The sequence below is a fragment of the Chryseobacterium cucumeris genome (assembly GCF_001593385.1).
Taxonomy (GTDB): Bacteria; Bacteroidota; Bacteroidia; order Flavobacteriales; family Weeksellaceae; genus Chryseobacterium; species Chryseobacterium cucumeris.
This window is the reverse complement of record NZ_LUVZ01000012.1, coordinates 415,391-430,971: the sequence shown is the minus strand read 5'-3', so window position 1 is coordinate 430,971 and position 15,581 is coordinate 415,391. Positions and strand designations below refer to the sequence as shown.

9 protein-coding genes are annotated in these 15,581 nt (G+C 38.3%); 1 reads left to right on the top strand and 8 read right to left on the bottom strand.

Annotated elements, in window-relative coordinates; all coding sequences use genetic code 11:
* Positions 1-4 precede the first annotated feature (4 nt).
* The 8 genes from A1704_RS23890 to A1704_RS10820 all read right to left on the bottom strand — a co-directional run bounded on the left by A1704_RS23890 (position 5) and on the right by A1704_RS10820 (position 14,430).
* A complete protein-coding gene (locus A1704_RS23890) occupies positions 5-2,155 on the bottom strand; it encodes an endo-beta-N-acetylglucosaminidase H (protein WP_065119597.1) in 2,151 nt (716 codons plus the stop codon).
* A 109-nt stretch (positions 2,156-2,264) separates the two neighbouring features.
* Entirely contained in the window at positions 2,265-3,692 is a 1,428-nt protein-coding gene (locus A1704_RS10850; RefSeq protein ID WP_062673251.1) for a glycoside hydrolase family 125 protein, read from the bottom strand.
* Between the two features lie 31 nt (positions 3,693-3,723).
* Complete coding sequence (locus A1704_RS10845; protein ID WP_062673791.1) at positions 3,724-5,955, bottom strand: GH92 family glycosyl hydrolase; 2,232 nt, start codon at positions 5,953-5,955, stop codon at positions 3,724-3,726.
* Between the two features lie 128 nt (positions 5,956-6,083).
* Positions 6,084-7,055, bottom strand: a complete 972-nt coding sequence (locus tag A1704_RS10840; protein WP_047376309.1) for a glycoside hydrolase family 130 protein — start codon at positions 7,053-7,055, stop codon at positions 6,084-6,086.
* Between the two features lie 30 nt (positions 7,056-7,085).
* The gene (locus A1704_RS10835; protein ID WP_062673248.1) at positions 7,086-8,387 is read right to left on the bottom strand and encodes an MFS transporter; all 1,302 of its coding nucleotides are present in this window, start codon (positions 8,385-8,387) and stop codon (positions 7,086-7,088) included.
* A 173-nt stretch (positions 8,388-8,560) separates the two neighbouring features.
* On the bottom strand, positions 8,561-10,186 hold the full coding sequence (locus A1704_RS10830; RefSeq protein WP_062673246.1) for a SusD/RagB family nutrient-binding outer membrane lipoprotein: 1,626 nt from the start codon (positions 10,184-10,186) through the stop codon (positions 8,561-8,563).
* A 17-nt stretch (positions 10,187-10,203) separates the two neighbouring features.
* Complete coding sequence (locus A1704_RS10825; protein WP_082798760.1) at positions 10,204-13,164, bottom strand: SusC/RagA family TonB-linked outer membrane protein; 2,961 nt, start codon at positions 13,162-13,164, stop codon at positions 10,204-10,206.
* Positions 13,165-13,551: 387 nt separating this feature from the next.
* Entirely contained in the window at positions 13,552-14,430 is an 879-nt protein-coding gene (locus A1704_RS10820) for an AraC family transcriptional regulator (RefSeq protein ID WP_062673244.1), read from the bottom strand.
* Between the two features lie 201 nt (positions 14,431-14,631).
* Here A1704_RS10820 and A1704_RS10815 point away from each other — a divergent pair, with 201 nt between their 5' ends.
* Positions 14,632-15,498 carry a helix-turn-helix domain-containing protein gene (locus A1704_RS10815; protein WP_062673242.1) on the top strand — a complete coding sequence of 289 codons (867 nt, stop codon included), beginning with the start codon at positions 14,632-14,634 and terminating at the stop codon, positions 15,496-15,498.
* The last annotated feature ends 83 nt before the right edge of the window (positions 15,499-15,581 follow it).

Genomic DNA, 15,581 nt, shown 5'->3' with positions numbered 1-15,581 from the left:
GTTATTATTTTACAATTAGTTTTTCGGATTGTTTCAGGCTTCCATCATGAGATTCAAACTGAACAATGTAGTTTCCTGCCGGAATTCTGCTCAATTCATATTGATTATCTCCTGAGTTCAGTGATTTTGTGTCTACGATTCTTCCGTTAAAATCATAAATTGTCAATTTTCCTTTGCTGTATTCATCAGGAACAGAAACTGTCAGTAATGAAGATTTGCTTGCCGGATTAGGATATAATTTGATTTGATTTTTAATGCTTGTCTCTCCGACATTGACCGCCTTTTGCCCTGCAGTTCTTGCTAATGCTGAACTTCCTGTTGTACATGGCAGATCTGTTCCCCAGTTAGAAGAATCAACTCCCGTTAACGTTAAAGTCACACCATTTCCTGAAGTATCCTGAACTGTAGAACCACTTCCTTCGTTAAACTTCCAATACGCAGCCAGTGAAGTTGCCGGAACGGATACATTACACATATTCTGACTGATTTCGGTTTGGCTCAATGCGCGCTTCCAAACTCTTACTTCATCTATTTTACCATTGAAATTTCTGGAAGTATTATATAAATATCCTACGTTAAATGCACCAGTTGAATTCACACTTCCTGTTTGTGCTTTAGTGGCATCCAGAACACCGTTGATATAAATTTTCATATTGGATCCATCGTAAGTAGCTGCTACATGATACCAGGTATTGGCATTCAAAGCAGTAGCAGAAGCCAGTTTTTGCTGTACATTATTAATACTTACCACAAACTGGAGTTTATTATTCGCCAGACTGGCATCTCCTAATCGTAAGAATGCAGAATTGCTGTCGCTTACTTCTGTTCCCATGATAGAAGAAATATATGGTGACGCAGATTTGAATGATGAAGGTTTTATCCATCCTTCAAAAGATAGTGCAGACCCACTTAGATTCATACTTCCGGCCGCTCCTGATTCAGTACTTCCATCCAAAGACAGAGCATAGGATCCTGTAGGAGTTGTTCCTGAAGTGCTTGTAAATCTTGGAGCAAACATATAGGCGCTTTTCACACTGCAGTTGGTTCTGATTCTCCAGTCATATTCAGTATTGGCTGTTAATCCGGAAATGGTTACGGAAGTGGAGCTCGTTGCTGTTACTGCATTCGTCCATGTTGTTGAAGAAGCAGGTTTATAATCAATATCATAAGTATTGGTTCCTACGGCTGACCAGTTTAGTTTTGCGCTTGTTCCTGTAAGATTGCTTGTGTACAATCCGATAGGGGCATCACAATTGGTTCCTTGTGTCCAGGATTGTAAAGTACCGCTTAAAACAGTTGGTTCTCCATATAATGTCTGAGTTCCTGCTGAAAGCTGTGATGTTTCATTCGTTCCATGTAAATCATACCACATGAATACTCCATAACCGCCATTTTTTGTTTGAGTTGCCAGGCTGGTGGTGGTAGAATTGGAAGTATTTCCCATCCATACGGCAGCAGGAGAGATTTGTGCTTTGGTAAGAGGTGGTACATTTGGAGCAGAAAATGTTCCGTACATGGCATTCCAGCTGTAGTTGACATTATCTCCTACTCTGGCTCCGTTCCAGGAAAGTCTTGAAGCAGCAGGGCCGTAGTAATAGAATGAAATAATCTTATTCGGCAATAACGCTCTAAGCTCCTGAACAAGCATTACAAAAGAGCTGTCATTAGGCTGTCCTGTTCCGTTATTTCCGTATTCAGAATATTCATCATCAAAATCAATTCCATCAAGACCGTAGGTATTCACTGTATTGGCAAGCTGCAGAGCAAAGTCTTTTGCGGCTTCACGGGTAGGAAAATTACAGATCCCGGCCCCTTGGTGATTCCCTAAAATAGTCAGTACTACTTTCATTCCCTTTTGCTGAAGTGGCTTTATGTAAGTATCTGCATTAGTAAGAACCTTGGTTACGTTATTATTGGAATACAGATATGCTCTACCACGGCTGGTATCATAATTAATATTGGCCGCAAAAATATTCACCACATTAAACAGGTAGCTGTTCGATGTCTGCAGTTTGTACGCTCCCGCATTCAGGAGGTTGTTATTATTCACTTCCACATAGCATATTCCGGTAGGATTAAGCTGTTGTGCGTTAATCAGAGAACCAGACTGAAGCATCATGGCAATCAGTGCGGTAAAGATGGATTTTTTTTTCATTGTATAATTTTTTTAAGGTGTTTTGGTGTCTGAATTTTATATAGCAATCCCCTTATTCCTTCTTTTTCGGGAAGGAATCAATGATAAAAAAGCCATATAAAAGGGTGTGCTATGTCAGTAGCTCAGGGTTTTCGTTAAATGTTTTCCATAGCAATTCTCCAAATAAGGTATTGGCCCATGCAAACCATTCTCTGGTGAACTTTTTAGAGTCGTCTTTATGGAAGGATTCATGCATAAAGCCTGTTCCTCCGTGCGTTTTCTGTAAGGTATCTATGCACCATCTGATCTCACTTTTGTCTTTGGTAGTGAGTGCTTTCATTATGATACTCATTGGCCAGATCATGTCAAGTCCGATATGCGGACCTCCTATTCCTTCTGCCAGCTTACCTTTGAAGAAGAACGGGTTGTTTTCTGACCACACAAATTTTCTTGTATTCAAATACACAGGGTCATCAGCTTTCACCGCATCCAGATAAGGCAGTCCCAGCAAGCTTGGACAGTTCGCATCATCCATCAGGTTATAGCTTCCAAAGCCATTTACTTCAAAAGCATATATTTTCCCAAATTCAGGATGATTGTAAATTCCGTATTTTTTGATGGCTGTTTCTACCTCATCAGCAAGGCTGTTCAATTGTTGAGCCAACGTTTTTTCATTTTTAATCTGAGTAACCATTTCCGCAGCTTGGCGTAAGCTTACCACCGCAAATAAGTTGGAAGGGATCAGGAATCCGTAGATGGTAGCATCATCACTTGGACGGAACATAGAGCTGATCAATCCTACAGGTTTCGTTGGATAACCATATCCCCCCATAGGAACTCCGTCTGTTGCCCAAGCCGTTGTACGCTCGAATTTATAAGGTCCTAAATCGTGTTTTCTCTGCTGTTCTGTAAAGGTCTGCAGGGTAAGTTTGATTCCTTTCAGCCAGTTCGCATCAAAAGGTTTTGTATCTCCTGTAGTTTTCCAGAAGTGGTAGGCCAAACGGATAGGATAGCAAAGCGAGTCGATTTCCCATTTTCTTTCATGGGTGCCCGGCTTCATATCGGTATGGTCATATTCTTTCCATTTACTGATCTTCTGATCATCGTTATAGAAAGCATTCGCATAAGGATCTTTCAGGATGAAAGTAGTCTGTTTATGGATTACTCCTGAAATCAGCTTATGCAGTTTTTCGTCTTTTTTCGAAAACTGCAGATAAGGGAAAACCTGTGCGGAACTGTCACGAAGCCACATGGCGTCAATATCCCCGGTGATCACATAGGTATCCGGTATTCCTCCGGTTTCCGTATAATAAACAGTAGTATCCAATGTATTCGGGAAGCAGTTTTCAAAAAGCCAGCTCAGCTCTTTGTTTTTCACTTTCTTTTTAAACGCGGCAATAGCACTTTCTACGGATTCGCTGGTAAAATGTCTTTTATCTTTAGGAACACGGACAACAGGAAAATCGTCCAGCACTAAATTTTTAGCAAAAACATTTTGAGTAAACAGCAATCCGGCTCCTGCCAATGCACTTGTTTTAATAAAATTTCTCCTTTCCATTGATATTTTGTTTCGTTTATTTTTATGAGTCTTATTTTACTGGTTTGCTTCCCATTACGAATCTCAATTCACCACCGTTCATGATATCACTGTGATTCAGCTCCCAGCTTTTGTATTCTTTACCGTTCAGGAACATTTTCTGTACATAGATATTCTTGTCGGATATCTTGTCAGCGATCACGGTAAAAGTTTTTCCATTTTCTAATTTTAATGATGCTTTCGGGAATTGTGGTGCACCGATGGCATAAACAGGTTTCCCCGGTGTCACAGGATAGAATCCTAATGATGAGAAGATATACCATGCTGACATCTGGCCGCAGTCTTCATTATTGACAATTCCGTCTGGTTTCGCCGCGTACATATTGTCGCGGATATATTTTACCATTTTCTGAGTCTTGTAAGGACTTCCTGCATAGTTGTACAGGTATGGAACATGATGACCAGGCTCATCCCCGAATCCTAAAGATCCGATGAATCCTGAGATATCAACATGTTGTTCTCCTTCCATATGAAGTGCTTCTGTGAAGGTTTTATCCAGTTTTTCTTCAAATCCTTTTTTCCCTCCGTACAGATTCATCATTTCATCAATCTGATGAGGAACAAAGAAGTCGTACGCCCAGATGTTTCCGGAAACCCAGTGTGGCTGAAGTTTTTTCCAATCGTTAAGAGTAAAATCTGCTAAGAATTTACCGTCTTTTTGTCTTGGCCAGAAGTGATTATTTTCTTTATTGAAGGTATTCAGGAAGTTCATAGAACGTTTTTTATATACTTCCGATTCTTCTTTTTTACCTAATTTTTCTGCAAGCTGCTGAATACACCAGTCATCATATGAATATTCTAATGTTGCAGAAACTGAAGCTCCGTTTTCTGATGGAGTATAGCCTAATTTGATATAATCATTAAGACCGCCACCACCATCGCTGCTGCTCATTTTATCTGTTAAAGAAGCATCTTTCATCGCGGCAAATGCTTTTTCTGCATCAATACCCGGAACTCCTTTTGAAATGGCATCCCAGATTACCGAGGCACTGTGATATCCTAACATACAGAAGTTATCATATCCGCAAAGCTCCCAGATTGGCATGTGATCTTTACGATCTGTATATCTGCTGATCAGGGAATTGGCAAATTCTTTCGTATGTTTCTGGTCCATAATAGTCAATAATGGATGTGTTGCCCTGAATCCGTCCCAGTAAGAATACGTACTGTAGTTGGTAAACCATTTGGTATTCATGTTTTCCTGAGCGGCAACATAGTCTCCATTCACGTCCATATATAAATTCGGTGCAATGAAGGTATGGTAAACTCCCGTGTAGAAAATTTTTCTCTGGCTATCCGTTCCTCCTGTCACCTGAAATCTGCCGATCAGATCTCTCCAGGTTTTTTGGGCTGTTTCTTTTGCTTTGGCAAAATCAACATTTGTTGCTTCGGTATCAAAATTTTCCTGTGCATTTTCTGTACTCACCGGAGATAGAGATACTTTTACTTCAATGCTTTCCTGATCTTCTGTGGAAAATCTCACAAAAGCTTTCGCATCTTTGGCAAGGGCAATTTTTTCATCATTTTTGATTTTTCCGTCAGCATAAACACCGTAAGACTTAAACGGTTTGGAAAACTCCATCACGAAGTAAGCAAACCGTTTACCTCCCCAGCCATTGCTGTAGCAGTATCCTTTGATTTTATTATTGCCTTCCACACTTACTAAAGTATGGTAGATATTTCCGAAGATTTTGTTGGTAGGATCAATAATGATATTAGCTTCACTACTTTTCGGGAAAGTATATTTATGAAATCCGACTCTTGGAGAAGCGGTCAGCTCTGCTTTGATTCCATAGCTGTCCAGCATTACAGAATAATACCCCGGAGACGCTATTTCTTTATCGTGCGTAAATTTTGAACGGTATCCTGTTTCCGGTTTATCTTCTGATCCTGGAACCATTTTAATCTGCCCTACGGTAGGCATTACCAGAATATCTCCAAGGTCTGCCCAACCCGTTCCACTCAAATGGTTATGGCTGAATCCCATAATCGTTTTGCTGCTGTAGTGGTATCCTGAGCACCAGTCCCAGTCGCCACTTTTTGTATTCTGATCCGGACTCAGCTGTATCATTCCAAATGGCGTGGTTGCCCCAGGAAAAGTATGCCCATGTCCTCCTGTGCCTATGAAAGGATCTACCCAGGATAAAACATCGTTTTTATTTTGCTGGGCACTAGCTACAGAAATCAGGGTGGTAAAAAAGCAGATTAACAGTTCTTTTTTCATGATAAGAGAGGTATCGGAGATTTTTTTATTTAAAAGTTGGTTTAAAAATAGGAAAACCATTATAAAATTCCCAGCAAACGGAAAAATTAAGATGATTAACCTATTTTCCTAAACTTTATATTACTGTATTAAATTGAATTCTTTTTCATAAAATCAATGATTTCTGAGATATATCCAAAGGCAATCGCAACTACGGTATCAGCAGCACCGTAATATACTGTTACTTTGTCTCCTTCAGTCAATGCTGCACAAGGGAAAACCACATTGGGTACATCTCCTGTCAGTTCATACAATTCAGCCGGAGCCAATAAATAAGGCTTCGTTCTGTACAACACTTTTGTAGGATCTTCAAGATCAAGCAAAGCAGCTCCCATTGAATATCTGAATCCTCTGCAGGTATTGATCACGCCATGATAGAAAAGCAGCCATCCTTCCTCTGTTTTGATAGGAACCGGCCCTCCTCCGATTTTAGTACACTGCCATGCACTGTCTTCGAAAGGTGTTACTTTCATCACGCAACGGTGTTCACCCCAGTATTTCATATCAGGGCTATAGCTGATATAAATATCTCCGAAAGGTGTATGTCCATTATCACTCGGACGGCTCAACATGGCATATTTACCATTGATTTTCTCAGGGAATAAAACACCATTTCTGTTGAATGGAAGAAAGGCATTTTCACACTGAAAAAATTCTTTAAAATCAAAAGTATACCCAATTCCGATGGTAGGACCATTGTATCCGTTGCACCAGGTGATCCAGTAGCGGTCTTCAATAAAAGTTACACGTGGATCGTATTTGTAATCGGATTCAATCATATCCGTATTTCCTGCCTGCATTTCAATAGGGTCATGATTGATATCCCAATTGATTCCGTCTTTACTGAAACCAGCAAAAATATTCATCTGTACTGCCTTGTTGTCGCAACGGAACACTCCGGCAAATCCGTCCTCAAAAGGAATTACGGCACTGTTGAATATACTGTTGGATGTTGGTATAGCGTATCTGTTAATGATCGGGTTTTCGGAAAACCTCCACATGATATCATTACAACCTTCCGGGCGATCCTGCCAAGGGATCATTACTGATTGAGCTGTCATAAAGTATTTTTTACTTTTTATTTTTAATTATTATGAATTGATTTGTTGTTCTTTCTGATTTTCCGGATGAGGAAAAGGAACAAATAAAGTGACCAAAAATGCAGGAATGGTAGCAATCAAGACCCAGATAAAGAAAATTTTGTATCCGATCCAGTCACTGATCGTTCCACTGATCATTCCGGGAATCATTACGCCAAGATTCATAATCCCTGTTGCAAATGCGTAATGTGCCGTTTTGTGTTTTCCGGGTGCAATCTGCTGCATCATGTAGAGCATTAGTCCCACAAAACCAAATCCGTAACCGAAATATTCCACTACCACCGCAATTCCTACCGGTAAAAGATCTGCCGGCTGATAATAAGCCAGTAATGCATAGACCACAAATGGAATATTGAATGCACAGCATAGCCATATCAAAGATCTTTTCAATCCGCGGGCTGAGATAAAATACCCTGCCAATACGGATCCCAGGATGAATGCTGCAGAACCATATGTCCCATAAATAAGCCCGATATCGGAAGTAGATAATCCTAATCCTCCTAATGTTCTTGGAGCTTTAAAAAATAAAGGCGCAATTTTGATCGCAAATCCTTCTGCAAAACGGTACAGAATTATAAAGAGGATACACCATAGAATTTTCTTTTTGGTGAAGAAAGAGGTAATCACTTCCAATAGTTCTTGACGAACATTTCCGGCAGTCTTTCCATCTTTCCGTTCTTCTTTGTTTTCCTTCGGCAGAATGAAATAGTGGTAAATAGCCAGTACAAAAAAGAGTAATGCATAGATCACCATAATGATCATCCAGGCATGGGTTACGCCTTTTGTCTTTTCTAAAACCCCGGCAAAATAAACGAGTGCTCCACTGCTGATAATCTTCGCCAGGTTGTAAAAAGCACCTTGCCATCCAATATACTTTGCCTGCTCTTTATTGGTCAAAAACCCAATATACGTTCCGTCTGCTACCACATCATGGGTAGCTCCGCAAAATGCAACTATCGCAAAAAGGGCAATACTGTATTTGAAAAAAGCATGCATTGGCAGGCTTAAGGCCACTAATGCAAACAGAATTCCTATCGCAAACTGAGTAAAAACAACGAAGAATTTTTTGGTTTTATAGATCTCCAGAAAAGGGCTCCAAAGAGGTTTTAATGTCCAGGAGAACATGATAAGGGCAGTCCAGAAAGTAATCTGCGAGTCCGAAACCCCCATATCTTTATACATGATTCCTGAAACCGCATTAATGGTTACAAAGGGCACTCCCATTGCAAAATATAATGTTGAAATCCAAAGAATCGGCTGAATCCGACGGGTTCCGGAGTTGTTTTTTCCCATATTTAAAATAAGATTCTAAATAAAAGAGAACATCTCAAAAATACATTCAGGCTAAAAAAACGAAACTATAAATTTTTTGGAGATTCTACTCTATTCTCCCGCCTTAATGAATGCATCAAATAAAAATCTGATCTTGAGATGTCTCTTTATTAATGAGTGATTCTGAATATTTTTTATTTCTTATCCCACCAAAGTTTTGTACCTCCGGTATCAGGACCGTTAAGCATTTGAGCGGCCTGCTGGTAATTATATAATGATGTTTTGGTATCAATAGTGAAAGGAATTCTCCTGATCATTGCTTCTGTACTGATAGCTCCGCCGCTGTCATTCTTTCTTACCTTAAAAAGAACCGGATATCCTGTTCTTCTCTGCTCAGCCCATGCTTCCGGTCCGTTTGGATAAAGAGAAAGCCATTTTTGGGTAATAATTCTTTCTAATTTTCTTTCGTTGGTATCGCCGTTATTCCATGCAATGGTAATGGTACTTAACTGGGGGTTTCCAACAAGTACGTTATTGTCTGCATTTTTCGGATCAATATAAGGTGCTTCAGTAGAAGTATTATCGGCAAGATAAGCAGCAACATTAGCACTTTTCCCCCATTCCCCGAAAGACTGCTGAACTCCGGTTGTATAGTTAGTTTGAATATCTCCTGCTCCTGCATATCCTCTCAAAGCAGCTTCAGCTCTAAGGAACCATGTTTCTGCAGCGGTGAATAATTTCATTTTACCATCGGTACCGGAAAAATAATCTCCGCTGGCAGATTTTGCCTGTGGCTGCGAGAACCCTCCGTACGTTGATTTACCATTTAATAAATCAATGCCCTGACGTATTCCTATATATTTTCCCTGTAAGCTTGGATCAGATGCAGGAATAGCATATGCCGGAAGTCTTGGGTCATTGTATCCGTTCATATATGCCATCAAAGGGGCTCCGATTAAACAATCTCCCCATGAGTAAATAATAAAACTCAATTCTGACTGTCCTACACTGATCAACGCATTATCTGCATTGTCAGTAATCAATCCTGCAGGTGAAGCCAATGCTTCTTCTGCATATTGTTTAGATTTTGCAGGATCAGCGTAGCTCATTCTCATGGATAACCTCAGCTTTAGAGAATTGGCAAACTTTGCCCATTGCGCCATATTTCCTCCATATACTAAGTCTGCACTTTTCAGTGAAGTTTTATCTTCAACATTCTGTGTTGCTGGCATCGCAATTACTTTCTGTAAATCTGTAATGGCTGCAGTAAGATCAGCAATAAAATAGTTGTAGGCTTCCTGTTGGGAGTCAAAATCAGTCACTCCGTTAGGATTGGGTTTTTCATATTTGCTGTAAACTACAGGGCCATGACTGTCTGAAACTCTTGCGGCTGTAATGACTTTCAAAATCTTTTTTACAGCAAGTGTTCCGGTAAAATCTACACCTGGATAGTTCCCTTTCGCAGCATTATCAATAATGATAGAATAATTGAAGATATCCTGTTGTCTGGCAATAATTCTGTTATTCCATCCATCCATCATAGAGTACGTAAGATTATTTACTCCTCCGTTAAATGGTGTTGCTGTACTGAACATTCCGCTATACATATCTGCACTAAGGTTTGGATATAACTGATAATCTGCCTGCAAACCTCTCTGAATAGATTTCATAGGGTTTACTATAGCGATAAAATCTGCATAAAAATTTTCAGGCCCTCCTAATTTCTCCTGATTATATTGGTCAAAGTCATTCGTACATCCCGAAGCAGAAAAAAGTACTGCAGCTCCAAACACCAATGTTTTAATAGTATTGATTTTCATTGTCTTAATTGTAAAAGTTAGAAGTTAGCTTTTAAAGATAATCCGATAGATCTGGTAACCGGTAGACCGAATGAATCTACTCCTACCCCACCAGGTGTATTTCCTGATACCTGCTCTGGATCAAACGGTGCTTTTTTGTAGAAGAAAAACAAATTGGTTCCTACTAAACTTACCGTTGCATTTTTCAGATATTTTGAGTTGATATCAAACATATATGAAACAGATGCCTGGCGTAAACGGATTGTTGTAGCACTATATAAATACGCTTCATCAACTCCTTTCCCGAATCCTTCGGTTGTTCCTACTGCTTTATAATAATCTTTTGCATTCGTCAACCCTGTATAAGCCTGTCCTGCGTTTGGAGTTCCTGGTGCATACACTGCGTTTGGAATAGATACGCCTCCGGCATCTCTTGCATCGGCTGTGGTTTGGCTTACTCCATATAGATCATTGGCTTTTTCTGTAAGAGATAATACTTTACCTCCAAATTTACCATCAATAAGGAAAGAGATTCCCAGTTTACCAATAGTAAAGGAGTTATTGAATCCCATAATAAACTTAGGGTTCGGATTACCCAGATAAGAAGGAGTACTCTCTGCCAAAGGAACACCTTTTTCATTCACAAGAATACGGCCCTGATCATCTCTTTTAAATTTGATTCCGTAAAGGTCTCCAAAAGAACCTCCAAGTTTTAATCTTGTATAATCACCACCACCTGTTAGTGAAAAGGTCAGATCTTTGGAAACATTGATACTTGTTGGTAATAATTCAACAATCTTGTTTTTATTTGCTGATGCATTCAAAGTGGCCGTCCATCCGAATTTTGACGAATCAAAAATCTTGTAGGATAGTGAAGATTCAAAACCTGTATTTCGGATTTTTCCTGCGTTGATGTAGTATGATCCTGGAGCTAATCCTCCTAAATAGGAAGGAATTGTTGTTTCCAGTAATTGGTTGCTCGTATTTGAGTTATAATAAGTAATATCAAAATTTAATTTATTCCCCAACATTCTCAACTCAGTTCCGGCTTCAAATGTTTTGTTAAGTTCCGGCTTTGGAAGCAATGCCTCAAAACCTGCTCCAGTAGCAAAAGAACTCTTTGGATATACAATGGTTCCTGCATCTACTCCATAAACATACCCTTTGCTATATTCCACCATTGCATTGGTAATATTGGTAGGTAATCCCAAACCAACCGTTGCATAAGATCCTCTTACTTTCCAGAAATTAATTACTTCCGGAAGTTTGAAAATAGAAGACAATATAGCGTTTGCTCCTACAGATTCATAATCAAACCCGGTTCTTCCTGTTAATGCTAAAGTAGAATCCCAGTCGTTTCTGAAAGTCATATCTACATAGAACATATTTTTATAACCTACGGAAGCACTTGCAAAAACAGACTGTACCTGTTTTTTCATATTCGTATAAGTATTATGATATCCATCTCCAGGCGCTCTGTTTACATTCCACTGAAGGTTATTCAAAGTGAAAAGATTTGGATTGGCTAGATAAGCATTATCAATTTGTCCTATTTTATTTCTTGTAGTATTGATACTTCCTCCTACAGTAAAATCCAATGAAATAGATTCACTTATTTTGGGACTACCGATTAATAGGACATCACCGTAAGTAGAAGAATTTTCATATGTATTTTTAAGCATTCTGCCATTAATACCATTAGCTAGTAAGCTAGGAGCTGAGAAAGCCGCAATATCACGCTGGCTGTCTGAAATATTCCAGCTATAGTTTCCTCTCACTCTCGCAGTCAACCATGGATTGATCTGATAAGACAATGAAAGGGCTCCATAAGTATTTTTGTTGCTTACTGTCACGGGATTTCTGTTTAAGATCCAGTAAGGATTCTGTGTCACCGGATTTCCTTTGAAGCTTCCGTCCGGATTGACTTCCCACCAATTTTGAGCCGGCAAAAATCTTGTTTTATTGATGTAAGAATAATTATTTCCTCCGTATTGGTCAAAATCTACGCCTCTTGGCAGCCAGTACAAACTCGTCAAAGGAGAAAAAGAAGCTCCCGGAGTCTGTCTGTTCTTACTTTCCTGTAATGACCCGATGAAGTTGGCATCTAACGTCAGTTTATCATCCAAAAACTTACTTGAATTTCTGAAGGATACATTATACTGATCAAAATATGACATGGGAACTACTCCTTTGTTGGTAGTATTTCCGATTGAGAAATAACTTGTTGATCTCTCATTTCCTGACTGGAAAGAAAGGCTATTTACCCAAGTTGTTCCTGTCTGAAGGAAGTCTTTAAGATAATCTTTAGAAGATCCTTTTGCACCCCAGCTGTCTACTGCCTGTCCCGGCTGTGATCCCGATACAGAAGGGTCATAAGACAGATAACTGTGCTGTAGTTTTGGAAGACTATAAGCCCTGTCCACTGTAAGGCTGGAGCTGTAAGTAATTGAACTTTTCCCTGCACGTCCTTTTTTAGTCGTAATCAGGATAGCCCCGTTACCTCCGGCAGAACCGTACAATGCAGAAGCAGAAGCTCCTTTCAGGAAGTTGATGCTTTCGATATCATCAGGATTGATGGAGCTTAGTACATCTCCGGGATCCGGCATATTGGAATACTGTCCGATATCTGCTGATTTTCCTGTTCCGTTGATAATAGGAATTCCGTCAATTACATATAATGGCTGTGTATTGTTGACAGACTTGTTCCCCCTCATAATCACCCTTACGGAGCTACCTACACCATTGGTTCTGTTGATCTGCACATTGGAAACTTTTCCGTTGATCGAATTTAATAGATTGGGAGTTTTCACTTCTGTAAGCTCATCCCCGCCAATCTGTTGACTGGAATACGTCAAAGAGCGGGCCTGCCTTTTTATCCCCAAAGAGGTGACCACGACCTCCTCAATACTGGTTGTCTTCGTAGTGTCGGCTGTTTTTTTCTCCTGTGCATTCGCAGTAAGTGAAAAAACGAACAGAACGGGTATAACTGCTTTTCTCATAAGGTATAGATTCGTTAGATTTAATTGAGAATCAGTGACATTACTTTATTTTTTAATACAAAAAAAATTATTGTTTTTTCAACAAAATTTTGCCGTTTAAGTATTAAATAATTTAAAGTTTTGTTAAGATTTAATTCACATTCACAAATCTAAATTTTGTTGCCAGTCTGATATAATACTATTTTATCATAAAACGATATTATTTTTTCAGCAATCAAAATCAAAAGCCATTAACACTTTAAATATCAACAAAATACAACACTTCCCGAACAATTAAAAAAAGGGGATTTATTCTGATATTTGGACAAAATATAAGTAGATTTCTGGACGGAATTGCAGGATGTCAGATAAGATATAAAACAGAAAGCTGTACATTTTTAATACATATTATTCAATCTTTTTAACTCCTTTAAATTGTTCTTTAAATTCGGTTGGAGTTGTCTTTTTGATGGATTTAAATACCTTATTGAAGTTCGCAATATTATTAAAACCTGCCTCAAAGGCAATTTCAAAAACAGTAAGATTTTTTTCCATCAACCAGCGCGCAGCATAACTTATTCTAATTTCATTAAGATAATTAACAAAAGTTTTCCCTGTTCTTTTTTTGATAAATCTGTTAAACGTCACATTGCTCATATTCACCAATGATGCTACATTATCCAGCGTTATTTTGTTCTCAAAATTTTTATGAACAAAATCATGAACAATCTTCATTTTATCATTATCTGCAAAAGACTCAAGCTCAATACTATATGAAGATAAAAGTGTTTTATTATCTGCAACGGCAAGTTCATTCAGAATTTTCATAATTTCTATAAAAGATTCAAAGCTGTTCATCTTTGAAAGATTGAGAAACGAATCTTTTAGTTTCTCAGCCGTTTCTGTAGAAAAAAGAATTCCTCTGATGGAGTCTTTCATCAGATTATTGATAGGTTTCAGGATATTTTTCTCCATCAGTGACTGTTGAAAGAAATCCTGATTAAATTGTATGGTGATTTCGTGGGTTTTTCTGTTCTTACATCTGTAATTTGCCCAACAGTGTGGTAAATTGGGTCCTACCAGCACCAACTCTATATTTCCGATCTCTCCGGTATGGTCTCCGATCATTCTTCGGTAGCCTTTCCCCTTATAAATAAAGTTGATTTCAATTTCCGGATGATAGTGATAAGGAAAGTCAAATGAGGCTTTAATCCTGTCAAACACGAGAAAACTATCCTCAGGAGATAGTGGAGTTATTTCTCTCAGAATATTTTCTAATTCGCTCATACAGGCAGTTATGAAAAAAGGTTAATACTTTTAGGTTACAATACAAATCTTTGTAAAAATGATAAAATAATATCAATGTAAAAACATATTTTGAATTTATTTTATTTCAATTTTATATATCCAACATAAGAAATCATAGGTTAAGTAATTTAATACAGTTCAAATCATGCTTTTTTTTTATCTTTAAACTAAAGTTAAAGTATGCCGCAACAGCTTATTTTTGAAGATCACTATAAAAGACTCGGACTGGAAGTATTTTCAGAAGAAAATCTGGAGAATTTCAACGGAAGTCGGTTCTCTTCAGATATTAAAGTATTTTTTATTCCTTCAGGATATGAACTTACAGTAGATTTTAATCATTATAAAACAAAGAAACCTTCACTTTTCTTCCTCACCAACCAACATTTGAGTATCCAAAAAGGCAAAGATGAATCTATTCTTCTTTTCTACAACCGGGATTTCTACTGTATTCAGATCCATGATAAGGAAGTGGCTTGTGACGGCCTTCTCTTTCATAATGTATTTGAAATTCCTTTTGTAGAACTTGATGATTCAGAAACTTCTCTTATAAAAAGTTTGTTTCAGAATATTCGGGATGAACTTAAAGGGAAGGATTCTTCCGCAGAGGAAATGATTAGAACCTATGTAAAACAGATCATCATACGAGCTACCCGCAAATGGAAGAAACAAAACTTAGACAATGATACCATCAGAATTCCTGGCAGTGAGCTTGATATTTTCAGAGATTTCAGCAGACATCTGGAAATTCATTTCAGAGAAAAACATAATGTTGCTGATTATGCAGAGCTTCTTCACATCGCTCCGAAAACTTTAACTCATAAATTTAAAAACTTAAAGCTGGAGTCTCCCAACCAGTTTATTATTAACAGAATTTTATTAGAAGCAAAAAGGTTACTTTTTTATACGGATAAACCTGTCAAAGAAATTGCTTATGATCTGGGTTATGAAGATCCCGCTTATTTCAACCGCCTTTTCACGAATAAAACGGGAAGCACACCGGTAAATTTTAAAAAAAATTACATCACGGGAAAAAAGTACAATAGTTAAGTCATTTTATCTATTGAATACTCCCCGCCATAGATATACCTTTGTAACATCAAAATCAAACAACATTACTAAATACAAAAACA